This window comes from uncultured Pontibacter sp. (assembly GCF_947502515.1).
GTDB lineage: Bacteria > Bacteroidota > Bacteroidia > Cytophagales > Hymenobacteraceae > Pontibacter.
Window position 1 is genome coordinate 366,027 of the sequence record NZ_CANNAI010000002.1, and the last position, 20,012, is coordinate 386,038.

Here is a 20,012-nt window from a genome sequence, read left to right on the forward strand (position 1 = left end):
TGTAACGTTCATTAGTTTTTGCGCTGGCTCTTGTCGTTGGTGCGCTTGTGCACCTCCCCTGTTTGCTTCGGCAGCTTTTCGCCTATTTTAGGGTTTTGTTTTTTGTGAATGGGCTGGCCGCGGAATTCCTGCTCACCATGTGCATGCACCATCCGTACCTGGCAGGGACCGATGGGACAAAGTGGTTTGCAGGAGGATACAGTCAGAAGCAGCAGAGCAGCGCTAAAGGGTAAAAGCAGTCGGATTTTTGCCATGCATGTTGGGTTATGAAGAGCACTGGAAACAGTTGTTGCGCTCTTGCAGCCTTATCATACAAAAGTAGTAAAATTTGGATTAATAAACCAGTGTTTCAGGGGATAGTTTAGCTGCTCTGAGTGCGGCTATTATACCTGCTTTACACCTCAGGCGGGGTGAAAACCATTGATCGTAAAACCACCGTCAACGGCCAATGTCTGACCAGTGATATAGGCTGCTGCAGGCATGCAAAGATAGGCCACGGCCCCTGCTACATCCTCGGGTTTTCCAATCACGCGCATAGGGGTTCGGATCAGTACTTCGTGCAGGTACTTTTCATCTTGCAGCACAGTCTGGGCGAGCGGCGTGCTGATGTACCAGGGTGCAACAGCATTGACACGGATTCCGTCCGCAGCCCACTCCCCTGCCAGGTTTTTGGTAAGTTGCACCAGTGCAGCCTTGGTCATGCCGTAAATGGCACCTGTTCGCACATGCGTAAGTCCTGCCACCGAAGTGACATGAATGATATTGCCCTGTTCAGATGCTTTAAGCAGCGGATAAAAGCCGCGACTCAGTTCAAAGGCTGAGCGCAGATTAGTGTTCATCACAAAATCGTATTCTTCGGGGGTATATTCTGTTACCGGCTTGCGTATGTTGGTGCCCACATTGTTGACCAGTATATCCAACGCACCCCAGAGAGTTTGCACTGTGTCCTGCAGCTTCTGACGACCTTCTGCAGTTCTTACATCAGCTACGAGCACCTGCAGTCCTTCGGGAAACTTTTCCTGTAACTGCTGCAGGTCTGCTTCTTTTCGTGCCACTGCCAGCACTTCGGCTCCAAGGGCAATAAACTCTTCTACAATCGCGGCGCCTATACCTTTGGAGCCTCCTGTTACAACGGCTTTCTTGCCACTGAGCAACCATCTTGCTGATGTCATACGCATTGACTTAATCTTTATTTCCCAGAATACGATTTAGATATGCTTTGAGGTAGTCACCGTCTATTTTTGGGCGGTTGTTTATTTCTTCAAAGTTTAGTGAGCCATCCTGCTCCCGCCAGACATGGTAAACGAACACATACTGCCCTTTGCCTTCCTGCCAGCCATCAAACTGGCCGAATCGTAAATCTTTGATGTATATACCTCGCTCGACCTCTTCTACCGCATGATAGCCTTTGGTGATTTCCAGCAGGCGTTCCATCTTCGGATGGCCCCGGTATTCGTCCAGCAAATGTTCCTGCCGCGGCTCAAAGCTATACCTGATATCCCTGTCCTGGTCCAACAAGGAGTAGAAGCCAGTATAAAAGCCATCGTCCGTAGCCGCAGTGACAGACCAGAGCAGGGTGTTTAAAGGTGTGGCTTTCACGATCTCAGATTCAAAGCGTATACCTTGATCTTGCAGGCTTTCAGTGAACGCATTTTTAGCATAAGCCTGAGCTCCGAATGAGAAGAGTATGTAGACGGTGCTGATGATCAGACCAGCATTGTTCCAGCGTCGACGCTTGGGATTTCGCCTGTCATAAAACATGACGGCAATCACGCAGATCAGAAAGGGTACGGTATAAAGCGGGTCTATCACAAAGATATTGTAGAACGCTACCCCGTAGTTGCTGAAGGGCCACAATAACTGAGTCCCCCAGGTTGTAAAGCTGTCCAGTATGGCGTGTGTAGTGAAGCCGAGAAAGAACAGCAAGGTCCAATCGCGGAAGCTGGCATGTTCGTTCTTGTAAAGTCGCCAAAGCATCCAGCCCAGCAATGGGGAGGCCACAATGGCAAAAAAGAAAGAATGTGTGACAGATCGATGGAAGCTTAACTGGCCCACCATGTCCAGTAGCGGATTGGCCAGTACGTCCAGATCAGGTATAGTGCCGGCTATGGCGCCCCAAAGCAGCGCCTTGTTGCCCAGCTTGCGGCCAGCCACCGCCTCGCCTACGGCGGCTCCCAGTACGATCTGTGTTAGTGAATCCATCTTTGGCTACTTAATGATCGGGGCACGCTTGAACTCCTTTTCTCTGTCGAACAAGAAACGGTAGGTTACATAGGTTTTCAGAATACGACTCCCCACCTGCTCCACTACCTTCATCATTTTCGGGTTGAAGTCCCCGATCCAGTTCATTTGCAAATCATAGTAAGGGATATTTGGATTACCCTGTACCAGTTTAGCTGCAGACACCACCATGGCTGCCTCTACGCCTTTGCCCTGGCACTCTGGTGTGATACCGAATACAATGCCGTACATCGTCTTGCAGGACCCTCTCCAGCGATGATAGGCAAATTTGATTTTGCCCCACAGGTCCAGTTTTCCATTCACGTGTTTAAACAACTGATTCAACTCAGGGATAGCAATGAAGAAACCGGCAGGCTCTCCGTTGTGATAAGCGAACCAGATGATTTTTTCATCCAGGATCGGCTTCAGGGCTTTCATAATGGATTTTGCCTGTGCTTCGCCCATGGCCTTCACACCTTCATGTTTTACCCAGCCCTTGTTGTATACGACACGAAAATCCTCGGCATACTTGTCAAGGTTGTTTCTGTCAAGGTGCTGGAAGGTATAGCTTGGGTCAGCCAGTACGCGCTGTGCTTTTTCGTGATACTCAGGTGCCAGTGGGTCGTCTACTGTACGGTAGTAAACGTATTGATTGAAGTAAAGCTTAAAACCATAGTTCTCAAACAGTTTTTGGTAATAAGCATGGTTGTAATTCATACAATAGGTAGGCTCGTAAAAGCCGTCCACCAGAAGTCCCCACCACTTATCGCGTTCGCCGAAATTGATGGGACCATCCATAGCTTCCATTCCTCGTTCCTGCAACCAGTCACGGCAGGCGTCGAATAGTATGTTAGCTGCTTCCTGGTCATTGATACAGTCGAAGAAGCCCATGCCACCGGTAGGCTGTTCAAAAGAGTTTGCTGTTTTCTTGTTGATGAATGCAGCTACCCTTCCGATGGTTTCACCTGTCTCGTCCTGCAGAATCCAACGGATGGCTTCGCCGTCACGCAGCAGTTTGTTCTTTTTGGGATCAAATACCTGGTGCACGTCCTTGTCAAGCGGCCGGATGTACTTTGGGTCTTTGCGGTATAGCCTGACCTGCATTTTCAAAAACTCTTCAGCCAGTTCAGGTGTGTTTACTTCTATCAGTTGCATGGATCGGATTCAGTACTTGGATGAATCCCCAAAATAAGTCATAAAACTTGAAAAAGCATATATAGCATCAGTTGCTTCAGGTCAAAACATTGCAAAGGAGAGGCAGTGAGGGGATTGGGAAGGATTAAAAACAAAAAAGGCTTCAGATTTCTCTGAAGCCTTTTAAGAGCCCCCAGTCGGAATCGAACCAACGACCTACTGATTACAAGTCAGTTGCTCTACCAGCTGAGCTATGGAGGCGGTAAATGTACAAATAAAGTTGAGCCCCCTGCCGGGATCGAACCAGCGACCTACTGATTACAAGTCAGTTGCTCTACCAGCTGAGCTAAGGAGGCGATACTTTATTTGTGTTGCCCTATCGTTCTAAAGCGTTGCAAAGGTATAATATAGTTTTTAATATACAAACACCTCCTGCAGGATTTTTTGCCCTTTTGCGATAAGCTTTTGAGTATCAAACAGAAATTTTTATCTTCTGAAAGCAGCCAGCTGCCGCTGCAGGATGTCTATTCGTTTCTGTGTGTCTTCTATACGGCCTTCATACTCCTCACGCAACTTGTCTGCATTCTTGGAACGCGCAAAGAAGTCGAGGTTTGTACGAAGTGTCTGGATGTCGTTCTGCAGTTGTGATATCTCCCGACGCAGCGTCTGCTCCTTCTGGTACAGCTTCTGTGAGGCGTCCGGACTGTTTTTCAGACGGTCTACCTGCAGCTGCGCCAGCATAGTAGCACGATCATCGTAGTGCAGATCAGGCACGCGTTCCAGGTAACGCTCCATCAGCGACAGGAACTTCTCTTCTACCCTTGCGCTTACACGTTTGTTACCGGCATCCAGGGTGCTCCACTCCGCTACGATCTTGTTGTAGTCTTCCAGCGAGGTGGTTGTGTTTGGCTGCGCCAGTTCTTCTGTTACGCGATCGCACAGGGCCAGCTTTTCTGAAGACAGTTTCTCCATTTCGGCCCCTTTCTGTTGTTCCTGTACCTGCTTGCGGTCAAAGAACTCGTTGCAGGCGGCTCTGAAGCGCTGCCAGATCTTGTCGGAATGCTTGTCCGGCACACGGCCTATGGTTTTCCACTTCTTCTGGAGCTGGATCATTTTCTCCTTGGTGGCATTCCAGTCTGTGCTTTCTTTCAGGCTTTCAGCCTGTTCGCACAGCTCAGTCTTCAGGCGCAGGTTCTGCATTTTCTGTTCATCCAGCCCCTTAAAGAACTGATTCTTATGCTGGAAGAATGCTTTATAATTGCTCCAGAAAGTCTTGTTGACTTCTTCTGCGTATTCTTTCGGTACGAGGCCGGCATTGTCCCACTCTTCTTTAAGCTTCTGGATCTCATCGGTTTTGTCGCGCCACTCGTTGATTCGGTCGGTGTTGAAGCTTTGGAACTCCTGTAGACGATCCAGCAGGCTGCGCTTCTTCTCCAGGTTAGCCAGCTCAACAGTTTTGCGCTCTTCCATGTAAGTGCGACGGTGCTCGTGCACTTTCTCAGAGGCCTGTATGAAGCGCTCCCAGATTGTGTCGCGCTGCTCATTAGGCACCGGACCAATGTTCTTCCACTCCTCGTGCAGATGACGAAGCTCCTGCAGGGCTTTGTTAATTGAAGGCTCGTTCTGAAGGGCTTCGGCGCGCTCGATTAACTGCACTTTGGCGTCCAAGTTACGGCGTCTGTCCAGCTCCTTCATTTCGAAGAACATGCTGCGGTTGTTATAGAAGATGTCCAGCAGTGCATGATACGAATCCCAAAGCTCCTGCGCTTCGCCTGGCGGCACCGGACCTATGCTCTTCCACTCACTCTGTAATTTCTTCAGTTCATCGCTGCTGTTTTTGGTTTCTGCCGATTCTACCAGCGTACGCAACTGTTGCAGCAGTTCACGCTTGCGCTCCAGGTTTCGCTGACGCTGTTCCTCGCTGTGCTGACGCTCCTGGTAACGTGCCTCGCGATAGGCAGTATAGAGTTGCTCCAGCTCGCTGTGCTCCATCGGTGCATGGTACTCAAAGTCTTCTTCAGTACCTCCCTCCTGACGGAAGCGGTCTAGTGCCTGGTTTTTTTCAACCTGGAATTTATCCTCATACTGGCGATGGATTTCCTGGATCTTCTTGTACTTGCGTTTTGCATCAGGTCCTTTGAGAAGCTGGGCCAAATGGTTGCGCAGTTCCTCCATCGACATCTCGGTGTAGTCAGTGTGGTCATCCTCGTCCAACTCTTCGTCGTCATGATGATCATCAGCTGCTGGAGACTTTGCATCTGCTGTAGGTGCCGCTGAGGCGGTTGGTGAAGAGTCTACAGGTGTTTCTGCTTGTAAAGGTGTTTCCGTTTCAGACGTAGTAGCTGATTCGGTTTCAGATGCTGCAGCTGTTTCCGCCTCCGGTAGGTTAGCATCTGCAAAGGCCTCTGTTATTTTTTCTGTTTCTGACGTTTCTGCCTCAGAAGCCAGTTCTGGTTTTATTTCAGGCTGTTCTTCTTTGGGCACACCTTGTTCCGTTGGATTGTCCTGTGCGCTTTCTTTTTGTGCGTTGATTTCGGCGAGGCGCTGTTCTACAATGTCCATCGGCGACGAGGCCTGCTGCTCGTTGGCTTGTGCTTCGTCTTGTGGCCGGGGCTTGTTGGCCTCAGCTCCGTTTGCGTCGGTGTGCTGTTTATCAGTTGTCATGACTTCAGGTTTTAGTCCACGTTTTGTCAGTTCAGGCGGGGGTCTACGGGGTAGTTTGATAGTACCTTGTATTTCCCGCCCATTTGGCGCAGTATGTTTCGCCAAAGCGTATCTGCTTCCAAATTAAATAATTTATTCGCAGCATTGTTGTTCACGATCCAAACATTTTTGTCGATCTCCTCCTGCAGCTGGCCAGGTGTCCATCCGGAGTAGCCAAGAAAGAACTTGATATCTGCCGGTGTTACCTCTCCTGTGCCGATCATGGTGCGTAGCGACTCAAAGTCGCCACCCCAATACAGATTGTCATCCAGCTGCACTGCCTGCGGCAGATCCGGTATCTGGTGTACATAGTGCAAGGTGTTGTATTGCACAGGTCCCCCTATACCGAGTTCGGCTTCAAATGAATCATTATAAATATCAACCACATCAGACAGCTTTAGGTTTGATAATCGGTTGAGTACCAGCCCAAATGTCCCCTCTCCCTCCACGTGGCTGCATATCAGCACCACAGTTCGCTCAAAGTTCGGGTCACCCAGGTATGGCTCCGATATCAGTATGCTGCCGTTTTGTGGCTTATTTTCGCTTTCTTCCTCCATTGTTCTCCAGGGTTTAGTTGCTTTACCTTACAAAAACTTCTGGCCTGGCAGGCCTGGCAATCGCTATTTATACCTTCTTACGGAAACAACACATTAGGGTACAGTTCCCTTCATTTAACAAAGCCATCCAAAACATTTGATAACGGGACGAAACCTGTAAGCACTGGAAATAAGTCTTCTAATTTTATAAAATAATTTTAAATTATTGCAATATTAATTAAAATTTAAGCCTCAGCCGATTATTTTATAATTTTGGGCAAAACATCTAGTCCTTTATGTCGCTACAGCATGACATTGCCTCTATCCGGAAGAATTACTCCCGGCAGGCTCTTACTGAAGAATCCGTTTCCAATGATCCGCTTGATCAGTTTAAGGTATGGCTGAATGAGGCTATCCATTCGGAGGTGCTGGAGCCTACGGCGCTGGTGATTTCTACCGTGTCGGCTGATTGTCGTCCTTCGTCACGTGTGGTGCTTTTAAAGGAAGTTTCTTCGGAGGGTTTTGTGTTTTTTACCAATTACGAAAGCCGCAAAGGACAGGAAATGGCGGAGCGGCCTTATGGCTCGATGACCTTTTTCTGGGCGGAGCTGGAGAGGCAGGTGCGCATTGAAGGCACTATAGAGAAAGTGGCCCCGGAGGTATCGGATGTGTACTTCCATAGCCGTCCGCGTGGCAGCCAGATCGGGGCCTGGGCCTCGCCGCAGAGCTGTGAGATAAACAATCGTGAAGAGCTGGAACAGGCGGAGGCGAAATATGAACTAGACTTTGCCAGCCTGGATGTAGTACCCCGTCCACATCACTGGGGAGGCTATGTGCTGAAGCCTGAGCGTATTGAGTTCTGGCAAGGCCGCCCAAACCGATTGCACGACCGCATCGTGTTTGAACATGCCGACGCCCAATGGAACCGCAAAAGGCTCGCACCCTGATTCTATACCTATACCTGTAAGCAAACCTGATGGCTGAAATACTACCCATAAAAGCATGGCGCTACAAAGAAGAGCTGAACCAGTCAATTGAAGAACTGACCTCTCCCCTTTTTGATGTGGTGTCAGCGAAGCAGCGGGAGGCGCTGTACCAGAACCCGATCAACAGCATACACCTTTCAGTACCTCGCGGCGATACGCCCGCTGACACTGCGGCAGACATGCTGCAAGAGTGGAAAGCAGCGGGTACAATTGTGCAGGACCCGCTACCGGGCATTTATGTGTACTACCAGTATTTCAGGCTCCCGGGTAGCGACCGAGAATACTGCCGCAAGGGTTTTATCTGCCATATCAAAGCTTACGACTGGAACGAAGGTATGCTCCTTCGCCACGAAAACACTATTCCGAGTGCTGTGAATGATCGCATAGACCTGCTCGACAAAACCCTGATGAACACCAGTGCCACCCATGGGCTCTACACTGATCCTGATTTTGTGCTGGAACGTTACATGGATGAAAGTATTCAATCGCCACTTTATGTAACGGAAGACTACCAGGGGGTGCGCGACGTACTGGCCGTGATTCATGACCGTGACGTGATCAAGCATTTTTTGGCGGTACTGGAGTCGCGACAGGTACTGTTGGCGGATGGACACCACCGTTACGAGGGCTCGCTGGAGTACCGCAAAAAGCGCATGGCCGACAATCCCAACCACACCGGCATGGAAGCTTACAACTACCACCTGATGTACCTGACCAACACCGAAGCCGACGATCTACGCATTTTGCCGACACATCGGGTGCTGGAAAATATAGATCTGACGGACGAAGAGTTTCTGGAGCGCCTGCGGGAGTACTTTGTGGTAACCCCGAAAGAGGATGCCTACGAACTCAACGAGGTGATCGTGGGCAAGAACTGGGCTTTTGGTCTATACCTTTCAGGTAATGCCTACAAGCTGCGCCTAAAGCCGGAAGTGCACCAGCAGATCGACTGGCCGGTACCGCAGGAAGTAAAAGATCTTGACCTGACCGTGATGCACTATTTCGTGTTTGAAAAGGTGCTGGGTATTGGCCGTGAAGCACAACGCGACTATCCTGGCCTGAGCTACGTGCGCAACTTCACCGCCTGTGTCAGCCAGGTTGACTCCGGTAAAGCTCGTCTGGCCCTGATCACCAACGATGTGTCGATGGAACAGGTGAAACGCGTTTGTTACAGTGGTGCAATCATGCCGCAGAAGTCCACCTTCTTTTACCCGAAAACGATTTGCGGATTTTTATTCAGCTCAATCAAAGAAAATGAATTTATCTCGTCCGATACTGCTTGCCTCTAACTCCCCACGCCGCAAAGAACTCTTGGCCGGGCTCGGGCTTCAGTTCGAAGTGCATGTAAAGGAGGTCCATGAGGATTTCCCGGAGCACCTGCAACGCGAGCAGGTGGCCGAGTTTCTGGCTTCGCACAAAGCCGACGCCTATACCTCCGACCTACAAAATGAAGTGCTGATCACGGCCGATACGATCGTTTGCCTGGGTGATCGCATCCTGAACAAACCAGCGGATGCCGCAGAAGCTTTTGAAATGCTGCGGGCCTTGTCAGGGAAACACCACGAAGTGATTACGGGCGTCTGTATACTCACGAAAAATTCAAAGACCATCTTTCATGACGTGACTAAGGTCTATTTTAAGACGTTAAGTGACGAGGAAATCAATTACTACATCGAGCACTATCAGCCTTTCGACAAAGCGGGTGCCTACGGTATACAGGAGTGGATTGGCAAGATCGGTATCGAGAAGATCGAGGGCTCCTATTTTAATGTAGTAGGCCTGCCTGTTCAGAAACTCTATACCTACCTGAAGGATTTACAGGTGATCACTTTGTAAGTTTGCTATTCACTGTTTCTCCGATTGCAGGTATAGCAAGGATCAAATTCTTCTCTAAAAACGGAACGATATTTTACCTATACAGCTTAATCTGTTTCATGCTGCTAGGGTTAATTAACGGAATTATTAATAATCGTATTCGCTTTTAATTTAACTGCCGAATCAGCACATCATCAATTACTATATAAATCTAGATGTCTCTTACCAAATTATACCTGGCCAAAGGAAAAGAACACTCCCTGAAGCGTTTTCACCCGTGGGTTTTCTCTGGCGCTATCAAAAAAATAGAAGGAACGGAGCCGGAAGAAGGCGACACGGTGGAGGTATACTCCAATCAGCGCGAATTTCTGGGCATGGGCCATTGGGCGCCGGGCTCTATCGCGGTGCGCGTGTTTTCTTTTGAGCAAGTTGAGCCGGACTATACCTTCTGGAAAAGCAAGGTGCAGCAAGCCTATGACTATCGTAATCGTCTTGGACTGATCGACAATCCGCATACGGATGTATACCGTCTGGTATACGCCGAAGGCGATGGCGTACCCGGGCTGATCGTAGACATGTACAAAGACACGGCCGTGATCCAGACGCACTCTGTGGGCATGTATTCTGTGCGCGAGCATGTTGCCAAAGCGCTGCAGGAAATCTACGGTCCGCACCTAAAGGCGGTATATGACAAGAGCGCCGAGTCATTACCGGCGAAGTCGCCGGTACAGGCTGAAAATGGCTATCTGCTTGGCGAGTCAAGCGGCGGCGTAGTGGTAACCGAGAACGAGAACCAGTTCTTTGTGGATTGGGAAAGCGGTCAGAAGACAGGCTTCTTCATAGACCAGCGCGAAAACCGGGAGTTGTTGGCCCGCTACGTCAAAGACAAGTCAGTGCTAAACACCTTTTGCTATACCGGTGGTTTCTCGGTATACGCCCTGAATGCCGGTGCCAAAGAAGTACACTCGGTGGATGTATCCAAAAAAGCCATTGAACTGACAATCAAAAATGGTGAACTGAGTCAGGCACCTGACCGCCATGAAGCGTATGCCGTAGATACGTTCGAGTTCTTGAAAGGTAAGGAAGATCGCTACGAAGTGATCATTCTGGACCCGCCGGCATTTGCCAAGAGCCAGAAAGTGCGTCATAATGCCGTGATGGGCTATAAGCGCCTGAATGCCGAGGCGATGAAGCGCATCAAGCCGGGTGGCATTCTGTTTACATTCTCTTGCTCACAGGTGGTAGACAAATACCTGTTCAACAACACGGTGATGGCAGCTGCCATTGAAGCTGGACGCAACATCAAGATCATGCACCATCTCTCCCAACCCGCCGACCACCCAATTTCCATCTTCCACCCCGAAGGTGAATATTTGAAGGGGCTGGTGCTGTTTGTAGAGTAAGGTGAGTTTAGGAGTTTGTGAGTTGTTAATTCTGGCTTATTCACTACGATAAAATAAGGAAACCCGCCTTTTTAGCGGGTTTCCTTATTTTTATGGCTCTCAACTTTAGGGGAAGTCTACAACTGCCGTTAGCCGACATACGTGAGCTTGGAATAAGATTAGGCTAATGGTGGTTTAATCAGCTTTATTTAACTTGACCTACCTTAAAAAACATAAGTGCCTAATTGCCTATGCACGATTCGGACAGGTCGCGACCTGTCCCTACAAAGAAACGTTAATGCTGCGTAGAACCACGGCGCTACAATCCAACCTTCTTACTCCTAAACTCCCCAACTCTCAAACTCGATAACTTGAGGCAATTCCATGCGGATGCGCCATTCCTTTGGGTAGTAGTTATTGAGACGGTTGCCAACTTGCTTTGCCCAGCCGAGGGGCAGGTTTTCAAATTGCAGCAGGATCCAGTCATTGCTGTTGCCGCTGATACCGATGTCTTCTTTACGGAGATAACGCAAAGCCGATTCCAGGTCGAGCTCTTCCGTGCGGAAAGCTGCTTTGTTGAGATATTGCGAAAGTGCCAGGGCTTGCAACGGCTTCAGCTTTTTGCCTTTCGCTTCAGCTATTTCGGTGCCTGCGTAGATCACGTATAGATTCTGGTAGAGCTGGTCAACTTCTTCGAACAGATTTTCAGGTATAGCCGATATCACTTCACCGTACTGTACCCATGCAAAGCGCTCCGTTTCCGTAAGCCAGTCATTGACCATAGCTTGTTCTTTCTTGCCAGCGTGGGTCAGTTTAAATTTTTTCTTTTTGGATGATCGCTGCGGTTCTTCATACTCTCCTGCCTTTCGGATGACTGACAAAAAGAAACCTTCGCCCTGCACCTGATGCGGGTAGAAACGATAGCCAGCAACACTGTCGAGGGAAGTAGCTTCTACCCCCCATGCCGGATCCAGTGTGAGTGATAGCGGTTGCGCATTTTCCTGGTCAGCCAGCCAGGCAATGTTCTGTTCGTTTTCCGCCAGATTCCAGGTACAGGTGCTGTAGATCAGGATACCACCCGGTCGCAGGGCTTCCCACACATCCATCAGGATGCGCTGCTGCCGCTGAGCGCATAGGTTCACGTTCTCGTCTGACCATTCATTCATTGCCTGCGGGTCCTTGCGGAACATGCCTTCGCCACTGCAGGGGGCGTCTACCACCATCACATCAAAAAACTCTGGCAGTCTGCCAAAATCACGCGGGTCATTGTTGGTTACTACCACATTGCCGCTTCCCCACTTGGTCACGTTCTCAGCCAGTATGCTGGCACGGCTGCGGATGACTTCGTTGGCGACCAACAAGCTGTCAGTTGAGATCAAACTTGCGATGTGAGTTGACTTGCCTCCGGGCGCTCCACAAAGGTCCAGCACACGGAGCGACTGGCTGAGGTCAACATGCTGACGAAGCGCTTGCTCCAGAAACATGGAACTTGCCTCCTGCACATAGTAGGCACCGGCATGCAGACGCGGGTCCAGCGTGAACTGTGGTCGCGAAGGCAGGTAATAGCCCGTCTCTGTCCAGGGGACCCGTGGCAGGTTAGGCTGCCCCTGCAGCTTATTTTTGTTTAAACGGATGCTGACCGGCGCAGGGTGTTGCAAAGCTGACTCGAAGCGGGTATAGTCCGCTCCCAGTTGCCCTTTCATGCGCTCGACAAATGAATGAGGTAATTCCATACCCTAAAGGTACGGCTATTTGGTCTTTCAGGAAAAGAAGTGATATGTGTTGTTAGGTCGGTTGCTCATTTATTAGCGCCAAAAACTCCTGCACAATGGGAATATCAGCCGGACACCAATCGTAATTGGACAGATCCTGTGGCATTACCCAGTGGTAAGAGCGGTGTTCTGTGAGCTTGATTGTTCCGCCGTCGTACTGGCAAAGGAAAGGTATAAGTTCGATCCTTTTATCATCGTATTCCTGTACAACAGGTGTAAGACGCTGCACCGGGGTGATGCTCAGGTTTAGTTCCTCTTGAATCTCACGTATCAGGCAGGCGATCTCAGTCTCACCATCTTCTACTTTTCCGCCGGGGAATTCCCATAGCATGGCTTGCGGCATCGTTTCACTGCGCTGGGTAACCAGCACGCGACCATATTGTTCAATCAGGGCACAGGTAACTTTTGTAATCATAGCATAAGTTAGTGAAGTGGCAGAAATGTATTGACTTTTAATGTGATATTTTTTTACTCAGGTAAGAGTCCAGCAAAAAGAATAATTGGCCAGCCAGTAAGCAAATAGCCAGGTTTAGTATTATATCTGAGTCATCCCGTACTAGTCCAAAGTATAGCACCTGCACCAGAAAAACATGGTAGGATGCTTTTCCAATATTAGCCATCAAGCGAAGTACCACATGGTCCGACTGCTGCGGGAAAGCCAGAATGACCAGGTAAATAAGTAAAGTGGCGTATGGGAAAGTCAGGAACAGTTGTGATTGCCATTCGGGTCTTATGTATGGCAGACTGATATCCTGATACTGATGAAAGTACAGGTATATGCCACTGGCAATACCCGCCAGTAGCAATAACAAACTATTCTTTTTCTGAAAAGGGTTGGTAATCAGTAGGGAGAGCCATAAGCCCAGGGCTATAGCTGAAAAGTAACGGAATAGTGCTGCATCGTACAGAGAGCGGTCCTCTTCGAAATAATTAATGTGATAAGCTGTGAGCTGAAAGATTATTTCCAAGAGTACCAACACAATACTGGTGCGAATAGGCCAGCGATGGAAGGTATAGCCAATCAGGGGAAGCACGATCAAAGACTGCAATAAAAGCGTGATAAAGTAATTGCCTTTGCCTGAAACAGGCAGTACGCCAATCAGGTTTTTCCAGCCCAGGGTATAGACTTCCCGTGCGTATACCTGTTCTGATACATAGCCCGCAACTAAGGCGATGATATAGATCAGCAAAAGCGGGAAAATGATGCGCAGGGCCTTCTTCTGAAAATAATGCGGGGTATATAGCTGGTCAAAATGCAGTGTTTTGCTGCCGTAAGACATCCCCAGGTTCAGCCCCATCAATACCATAAAAACAGGTACAGCCTGCCAGATATGAAACACAGCATAGCTGCCAACCAATTGCTCCCGCGAGAGCGAGTGCAACAGCAGCACGGCGATAATGGCCAGTCCCTTCAGGATATCAATTTGTTGGAAATGCTGTTTCATGTATCAGGCCCGACCAATCAATATGGGCTTTAAACGCGAAAGGCACACCACAGGGTATGCCTTTCGCGCTATATGGTCTGTTACGGCTTAGGTGAGTTTCTCCTTCAGTATCTCAAACTCCACAGCCGGTGCGATGCGCTCGTACAGGATCAGGTATACTGCTGTCGTGATCGGCATGTCTACTTTTAGCTTTTTATTGAGCTCGTAAATGCTTTGCACAGCATAGTAACCCTCCGCCACCATGTTCATCTCAATCTGGGCAGACTTCACGGTATAGCCATGTCCGATCATGTTACCAAAAGTACGGTTGCGGCTGAATTGTGAATAGGCAGTCACGAGCAGGTCTCCCAGGTAGGCTGAACCGTTCAGGTCGCGGTGGATCGGCATGGCGGCATGCAGAAAGCGCTCGATCTCCTGCATGGCATTTGAAACGAGAACCGCCTGAAAGTTGTCGCCGTAGTTCAGACCGCGGGCTATACCGCAAGCCAGCGCAATAATGTTCTTGATCACAGCACAGTACTCCACGCCGTCCAGGTCGTCAAGCGGATTGGCTTTGACGTAGCGGTTGCGCAGCAATTCGCAGAAGCGTTCCGCTGTGGGCAGATCGTGTGAACCAATGGTCAGGTAAGACTGCTTTTCCATGGCCACCTCTTCGGCATGGCACGGACCGGCAATCACCAGTTGGTGGCTGTTCGGGACGTCGTACTGCTGACCCAGGTAGTCAGTGATCAGGATGTTCTGCTTCGGGATCATTCCTTTGATGGCAGAGATCAGTACTTTGTCTTTTAGCGCATCCTGCTCCAGGCCGCTCAGTGCCTCTTGTACGAAAGCAGCAGGTACGGCCAGGATCACCCAGTCCGCCACGGCAACTACATTGCGCAGGTCCGTTGATGGCTTTACGTAGTTAAGGTCATAGGTCACGCCACTCAGGTAACGTGGGTTATGACGGTAATTGATCAGGTGTTGCACGTCGTTTTCGTTGCGCATCCACCAATGTACCTGTGATTTATTTTCTGAAAGGATCTTCACGAGGGCTGATGCCCAACTTCCCCCTCCTATAACTGCAATTTTTTCCAAACCGGATGTTTATTTGTTATTCACCATTCGCTTCAGCCAAAGCTGATTTGTTTAGTGACTTCTCGTCTTTCACAGCCACTTTAGCTCCGTCTTTCAATGTTTTCGATACAGCTCTGAAAGGACCGGATACTATTTTCTGACCTTCTTCCAGACCGCTCAGAATCTCGATGTTCTCGAAGTCGCTGATACCGGTTTTCACCTTTACTGATTTAACAGTATTATCGTCTGCATACACAAACACAACTTCTTCGATTGGTCCTGAAGGTGCTGCCGGAGCTGGTTCCGCGTTATTATTTGCATTTTCACCATTACCGTTTTCTCCTTCAGCATTCTCTCCTGATGATCTGGCTGGCGTGTTCGAGCGAGTCGTCACAGCGGACAAAGGTACAGATAAAACGTTATTTTTGCGTGCTGTGATGATGTCAACCGAAGCTGTCATGCCCGGACGGAAAGGACGGGCGTTCTTATCGGCAAGGTGGCTGTAAGATTCGTTCAGCAAACGGATACGCACCTCAAATTCAGTCACGGCTTCCAGTGAAGCGGCGTCTTTAGCTGTATTGGCAATTGAAGTTACAATACCCTTAAATTTCTCGTCGCGGCTGGTATATGAGTCAACTTCCACAATTACGGAGTCTCCCATACCTACCCGGATGATGTCGTTCTCGTTCACGTTCACACGTACCTCCATGTTGTTAAGGTTGGCAATGCGCATGATCTCTGTACCGGCCATTTGGGAAGTACCTACCACTCGCTCTCCTCTTTCCACGTTAAGTTTTGACACCGTTCCGCTTACCGGAGCATAGATGGTAGTTTTGTTCAGGTTCTCACGGGCGTCGTTCAAAGAAGCCAGCGCATTCTGAACACTGAATTCAGCGGCACGCACGCTCTGAGCCATAGACTCAATCTCCTGCTTACCTGCTTCGTACTGTGATTTGATCTGCTGAAATTCTGCTTCGGATATCACCTTCTGGTCAAACAGGCTCTTGTTGCGCTGAAAGTTCTGTTCGATCTGAACAAAATTAGCTTTTGATTGCGCTAAGCGGGCTTTAGACTGCGCCAGGTTAGCACGAGCCTGGTTTACACCAGCTGTCTGCATGTCTACCAGCGACTGGTAGTTGTCAGGGCGTATGCGTACCAGCAGTTGACCTTTTACAACGGAGTCGCCTTCCTGCACGGTCAGTTCAATGATCTCTCCTGATACATCCGGGCTTATTTTTACTTCAGTTTCAGGTTGTACTTTACCAGAGGCACTTACTTTCTCTACAATCTCGGAGCGCTTCGCTTCTGCCAGCACTACCTCTGTTCCTTCTTCCTTGCCAATCCAGCCTGCCTTTTTAGCTACCAGAGCCAGTACAAGAATCAGAACCAGAACGCCTATCAGGGTGTAAATAAGCTTATTCGATTTTTTCGCTGCCATAATTTTATATTAGAAAGAGAGGTCTTTGCCTTGGTAGAAATCCAAGACTTTTAGTTTAAAGGTATATTCGTATTTCGCCTGTACCAGGCTGGACTGAGCCGAGCGGTAGGTGTTCGCTACTACATTGAAATCTACTGTGTTGATCACACCACCCTGAAGTCTTAGTTCAGCATTGCGGAAGTTTTTCTCAGAGGCATTTACCTGCTGTCGGGCAGCTGCGTAGCGACGCTGTGCCGCGATGGCATCCACATAGGCCTGCTCGATCGTCTGACGCAGGTTGTTACGGGCAATGTCCGCATTGAGCTGTGCGTTTTGCTGCTGTATCTTGGCTCGCTGCACATTGGTGCGGACCTGCAAACTGTTCAGGATCGGAATCTGAAGTGACACACCCACCTGTGTGTTCAGGTTGTCGTCCCACTGACGGAACATACCGTAATATTCATCAATACGGCGTGTCTCCACATTATCAAACCAGAGTGTCTGAGAGGCAGAGCCTGTTTCGTTCAGGTATACAACTTGTGGCACACGGCCTACCACTTCCCTTTCGATAGCCAACAGTCTGCGGCTGGTGCTTGCATACCTGCTTCCTGCACCTGCAAAAAGACTAAGACGTGGGAAATAAGCACCACGAGCCAGACTAAGACCTGTATCGGCACTGCGCAAGCGCAGATCGGTGGCACGAATGGCAGGGAGCGTCTGCAGGGCCACATCGTATACCTGGCTTCCATCCACAATGACTGGGTTCTCATCAGGCTCCGGAATGTCTGGTATTTCTACCTGAAACTCTTCTGTGGTCGGGATATTCAGCAGTTGCATCAGCGTCAGCCTTGCTATATCGCGCTGATTCTGTGCTGTAATGTAGTTAAGCTCATCTGTTGCAAGCTGCGACTCCAGATCCAACACAGCATTTTCGGCCACGCTGCCAGCTTTCAAAAGCGCTTGTGTACGGGTGAGTTGCTGAGTGGTGAGGTTGCGCTGCAGATCCGAAACATTCATCTGTTCGTTGGCAAACAGGATGTTCAGATAAGCGGTTACGATCTGGATTGTGATATCATTTTGAGCAGAAAGATAGTCTTGCTCACTCGCCTCGAGGTCTAAACTGTTCTGCTTGATCTGATTTACCTGCTGAAAACCTGCAAACAGCGGCATTGACGCGTTGATCGAAACATTGGAAGTTCGGGCGTTCTGCGTCTGCAGGCTAAAGCTTACCGGGTCCTGAAATGAACCTGTATTGAAGCTGTAGTTACCATTGGCATTGATACTGGGCAGCCGGGCTGCACGTGACTGATTCAGGTCAGCCTTGCTTAAATCTCGGTTCAGACTGCTCTGACGCACATTCAGGTTGTTTGCCTTCGCATAATCAACCGCTTCCTGCAGCGACCATACGCCATCACCTCCTGCACCTTGCTGCTGCGCCATGGCGGAGCCAAATCCACCAACTGTTAATCCCAGGGCCAACAATAGCACCTTGTTTGACATTTTTTTCATAGTATGATTTCTTCTTAAAGGTCGATATTAGGGATGTAAATCACATGCTTTACCCAGCTTAGTTGTTTCAGGTACTCGAGTGTGATAGGTTTGATGCCGGAGTCCATCTCGATGAATTGGCGTGCCATTTCATTTCTGCCCTTTCGCGACACGTTCATGGTGGCAATGTTACAATCATCCTGTGCGATCACGGTAGCGATAAAGGCGATACTGCCCTTTACATCATCCGCGTCAATGATCAGCGTATGCAGATTGGCCGAGAAGTTTGCCGTAAACCCGTCTACCTCTACAATCTTGATCACACCGCCGCCACGGCTCTGCCCAATCACTTCCACCTGCCGGTCACCTGCTTTCAGGTTCAGCTTGATGGTATTGGGGTGCATGGTGGATGCGTTGCCTACCGAGCGGAAGGTATACTTCAGGCCGCGTTCTTTGGCATGGTCAAAAGCTTCCTTGATGCGTTTGTCATCTGTTTTAAAATCCAGCAGCCCTGCTACAATAGCACGGTCAGAGCCATGGCCCTCGTAGGTTTGGGCAAAAGAATTATAAAAAGTAATGATAGCTTCCTCGGGAGCCGTTCCTAAAACACGGATGGCCGCACGCGCAATGCGCACTACGCCAGCGGTATGGGAGCTTGAGGGACCTATCATAATGGGACCAATCATATCAAAGACACTGCTTTTTTCTGCCATGGGGATAAAGCGGGTAAATATCGTAAAACCCAAATTTAACAATTAAGGCTTATTATAACATTTTTTCGCCTGTATATTCTGGTGATTTCTACCAACAGTCGCTTTTGCTCTATTAATATCGGTATTCGGCCCATCAACTATATTGAATTGCACGGCTTTGTAAGCCTTCAACACACATGATGCTAATGGTAAAAAAATGGTTGCCTGGCATCATTGGATTTATTTTGGCAGATAATTGTTTTCATGGAAGGAGTGATAAATATGGGTTCGTCTTCAAAATCTATGCGATTGTTTTACTTTATTTGTAGGCTAATGGCGTCTCATAAACCCCCATCTGTATACCATGGAGCAACAACCTTTTAAGTCGGAAGTGCTGGATCAACTCCGCAGACTGGAAGCCAAGTACGTGCCGCTCGGGCAGGATCTGGCAGCCTATCTGGAGGGACTTTACTACACGGATTACCTCAACTACTGGGATTACATTCACCTCGATACCCTGTTGAGCCTGCAGAACCCTCGCACGACCATACCGGATGAAAAGATCTTCATCATGTACCACCAGATAACCGAGCTCTACTTTAAGCTGTGCCTGGAGGAGTACCGGCAAATAGGTGAAGATAAAGGGATTACAGGAGAAGTGCTCTTCAAACGCTTGAAGCGTATCAACCGCTATTTTGAAAACCTGATCGACTCCTTTGATGTGATGGTGGACGGTATGGACCCGAAGCAATTCCTACAGTTCCGAATGGCACTGATGCCAGCCAGTGGATTCCAGTCGGTTCAGTACCGCATGATTGAGATTGCCTCGACAGAATTGCGCAACCTTACGGATAAAGAGAAACGCAAAGCATTGGGCTTGCAAAGTACGCATGAGGAACTGATGGGCTGTATCTACTGGAAAGAAGGCGCCACCGAAGTGTCATCTGGAGCCAAGACGCTCACGCTGATCCGATTTGAAGAAAAGTATACGCAGCAACTCATTCAGTTTGCAAGGCAGTATGAAGGCATGAATGTCTGGGCTGTCTATAAGCGTTTGTCTGAGGAAGAACAGCAAAACCCTCGCCTGATTCGCCAGCTGCGTGAGCTTGACAGCAATGTGAATGTAAATTGGCCGCTGATGCACTATAAGTCAGCCGTACGCTACCTGCAGCGCGACCCGGAGGTGATTGCTGCCACAGGCGGGACCAACTGGCAGAAATACCTTCCTCCCAAGTTCCAGAAGCGCATTTTCTACCCGGAGCTTTGGTCTGAAGAAGAGCTTGAAAACTGGGGCAAGGGCTGGGTCGAGAAAGTGCTGAATGGTGATATTTAGAATTACTGATCGCTAATTGTTGATTGTATTTCC

Annotated in this window: 18 protein-coding genes and 2 tRNA genes; 5 read left to right on the forward strand and 15 right to left on the reverse strand. The window is 49.1% G+C overall.

Going from position 1 to position 20,012, the window contains the following annotated elements; genetic code table 11:
* Positions 1 to 11: 11 nt before the first annotated feature.
* The 8 genes from Q1A54_RS06335 to Q1A54_RS06370 form a co-directional block, all read right to left on the reverse strand.
* On the reverse strand, positions 12 to 254 hold the full coding sequence (locus Q1A54_RS06335) for a hypothetical protein (protein ID WP_196114841.1): 243 nt from the start codon (positions 252 to 254) through the stop codon (positions 12 to 14).
* Positions 255 to 401: 147 nt separating this feature from the next.
* On the reverse strand, positions 402 to 1,172 hold the full coding sequence (locus Q1A54_RS06340; protein WP_299985972.1) for an SDR family oxidoreductase: 771 nt from the start codon (positions 1,170 to 1,172) through the stop codon (positions 402 to 404).
* Between the two features lie 10 nt (positions 1,173 to 1,182).
* Positions 1,183 to 2,202, reverse strand: a complete 1,020-nt coding sequence (locus tag Q1A54_RS06345; RefSeq protein WP_299985974.1) for a metal-dependent hydrolase — start codon at positions 2,200 to 2,202, stop codon at positions 1,183 to 1,185.
* Between the two features lie 6 nt (positions 2,203 to 2,208).
* Positions 2,209 to 3,375 carry a hypothetical protein gene (locus Q1A54_RS06350; protein WP_299985976.1) on the reverse strand — a complete coding sequence of 389 codons (1,167 nt, stop codon included), beginning with the start codon at positions 3,373 to 3,375 and terminating at the stop codon, positions 2,209 to 2,211.
* A 167-nt stretch (positions 3,376 to 3,542) separates the two neighbouring features.
* Positions 3,543 to 3,615, reverse strand: a tRNA-Thr gene (locus tag Q1A54_RS06355).
* Positions 3,616 to 3,637: 22 nt separating this feature from the next.
* A tRNA-Thr gene (locus Q1A54_RS06360) sits at positions 3,638 to 3,710 on the reverse strand.
* A gap of 130 nt (positions 3,711 to 3,840) precedes the next feature.
* Positions 3,841 to 6,018 (reverse strand): DUF349 domain-containing protein, encoded by a 2,178-nt coding sequence (locus tag Q1A54_RS06365; protein ID WP_299985978.1) that lies wholly within the window; start codon positions 6,016 to 6,018, stop codon positions 3,841 to 3,843.
* A gap of 26 nt (positions 6,019 to 6,044) precedes the next feature.
* Complete coding sequence (locus Q1A54_RS06370) at positions 6,045 to 6,614, reverse strand: YqgE/AlgH family protein (protein ID WP_076421796.1); 570 nt, start codon at positions 6,612 to 6,614, stop codon at positions 6,045 to 6,047.
* A gap of 275 nt (positions 6,615 to 6,889) precedes the next feature.
* On the opposite strand from Q1A54_RS06370, the gene pdxH reads away from it, so the two are divergent.
* From pdxH to Q1A54_RS06390, 4 genes are all read left to right on the forward strand, one after another.
* On the forward strand, positions 6,890 to 7,540 hold the full coding sequence (gene pdxH, locus Q1A54_RS06375) for a pyridoxamine 5'-phosphate oxidase (protein ID WP_299985981.1): 651 nt from the start codon (positions 6,890 to 6,892) through the stop codon (positions 7,538 to 7,540).
* A 29-nt stretch (positions 7,541 to 7,569) separates the two neighbouring features.
* Entirely contained in the window at positions 7,570 to 8,868 is a 1,299-nt protein-coding gene (locus Q1A54_RS06380; protein WP_299985983.1) for a DUF1015 domain-containing protein, read from the forward strand.
* Positions 8,834 to 9,415, forward strand: a complete 582-nt coding sequence (locus tag Q1A54_RS06385) for a Maf-like protein (protein ID WP_299985985.1) — start codon at positions 8,834 to 8,836, stop codon at positions 9,413 to 9,415. Before Q1A54_RS06380 ends, Q1A54_RS06385 begins: the two co-directional genes overlap by 35 nt.
* 194 nt (positions 9,416 to 9,609) lie before the next feature.
* Positions 9,610 to 10,797 carry a class I SAM-dependent rRNA methyltransferase gene (locus Q1A54_RS06390; protein WP_299985987.1) on the forward strand — a complete coding sequence of 396 codons (1,188 nt, stop codon included), beginning with the start codon at positions 9,610 to 9,612 and terminating at the stop codon, positions 10,795 to 10,797.
* A 320-nt stretch (positions 10,798 to 11,117) separates the two neighbouring features.
* Here Q1A54_RS06390 and Q1A54_RS06395 read toward each other — a convergent pair whose 3' ends face one another.
* The 7 genes from Q1A54_RS06395 to sdaAB form a co-directional block, all read right to left on the reverse strand.
* Positions 11,118 to 12,509 carry an rRNA methyltransferase gene (locus tag Q1A54_RS06395; RefSeq protein ID WP_299985988.1) on the reverse strand — a complete coding sequence of 464 codons (1,392 nt, stop codon included), beginning with the start codon at positions 12,507 to 12,509 and terminating at the stop codon, positions 11,118 to 11,120.
* Positions 12,510 to 12,561: 52 nt separating this feature from the next.
* The gene (locus tag Q1A54_RS06400) at positions 12,562 to 12,963 is read right to left on the reverse strand and encodes a (deoxy)nucleoside triphosphate pyrophosphohydrolase (RefSeq protein ID WP_299985990.1); all 402 of its coding nucleotides are present in this window, start codon (positions 12,961 to 12,963) and stop codon (positions 12,562 to 12,564) included.
* Between the two features lie 37 nt (positions 12,964 to 13,000).
* Positions 13,001 to 13,993, reverse strand: a complete 993-nt coding sequence (locus Q1A54_RS06405; protein WP_299985992.1) for an acyltransferase — start codon at positions 13,991 to 13,993, stop codon at positions 13,001 to 13,003.
* Between the two features lie 87 nt (positions 13,994 to 14,080).
* Complete coding sequence (locus tag Q1A54_RS06410; RefSeq protein ID WP_196114853.1) at positions 14,081 to 15,070, reverse strand: NAD(P)H-dependent glycerol-3-phosphate dehydrogenase; 990 nt, start codon at positions 15,068 to 15,070, stop codon at positions 14,081 to 14,083.
* A 16-nt stretch (positions 15,071 to 15,086) separates the two neighbouring features.
* Positions 15,087 to 16,487, reverse strand: coding sequence for an efflux RND transporter periplasmic adaptor subunit (locus Q1A54_RS06415; RefSeq protein ID WP_299985994.1), 1,401 nt, complete (start codon positions 16,485 to 16,487; stop codon positions 15,087 to 15,089).
* A 9-nt stretch (positions 16,488 to 16,496) separates the two neighbouring features.
* Positions 16,497 to 17,975, reverse strand: coding sequence for a TolC family protein (locus Q1A54_RS06420; RefSeq protein ID WP_196114854.1), 1,479 nt, complete (start codon positions 17,973 to 17,975; stop codon positions 16,497 to 16,499).
* A gap of 14 nt (positions 17,976 to 17,989) precedes the next feature.
* Positions 17,990 to 18,667, reverse strand: a complete 678-nt coding sequence (gene sdaAB, locus Q1A54_RS06425) for an L-serine ammonia-lyase, iron-sulfur-dependent subunit beta (RefSeq protein WP_196114855.1) — start codon at positions 18,665 to 18,667, stop codon at positions 17,990 to 17,992.
* A gap of 343 nt (positions 18,668 to 19,010) precedes the next feature.
* Between sdaAB and Q1A54_RS06430 the strand changes: the two genes are divergently transcribed.
* Positions 19,011 to 19,979: a tryptophan 2,3-dioxygenase family protein gene (locus Q1A54_RS06430; protein ID WP_299985997.1), complete on the forward strand. Its 969-nt coding sequence runs from the start codon at positions 19,011 to 19,013 to the stop codon at positions 19,977 to 19,979.
* Positions 19,980 to 20,012 lie beyond the last annotated feature (33 nt).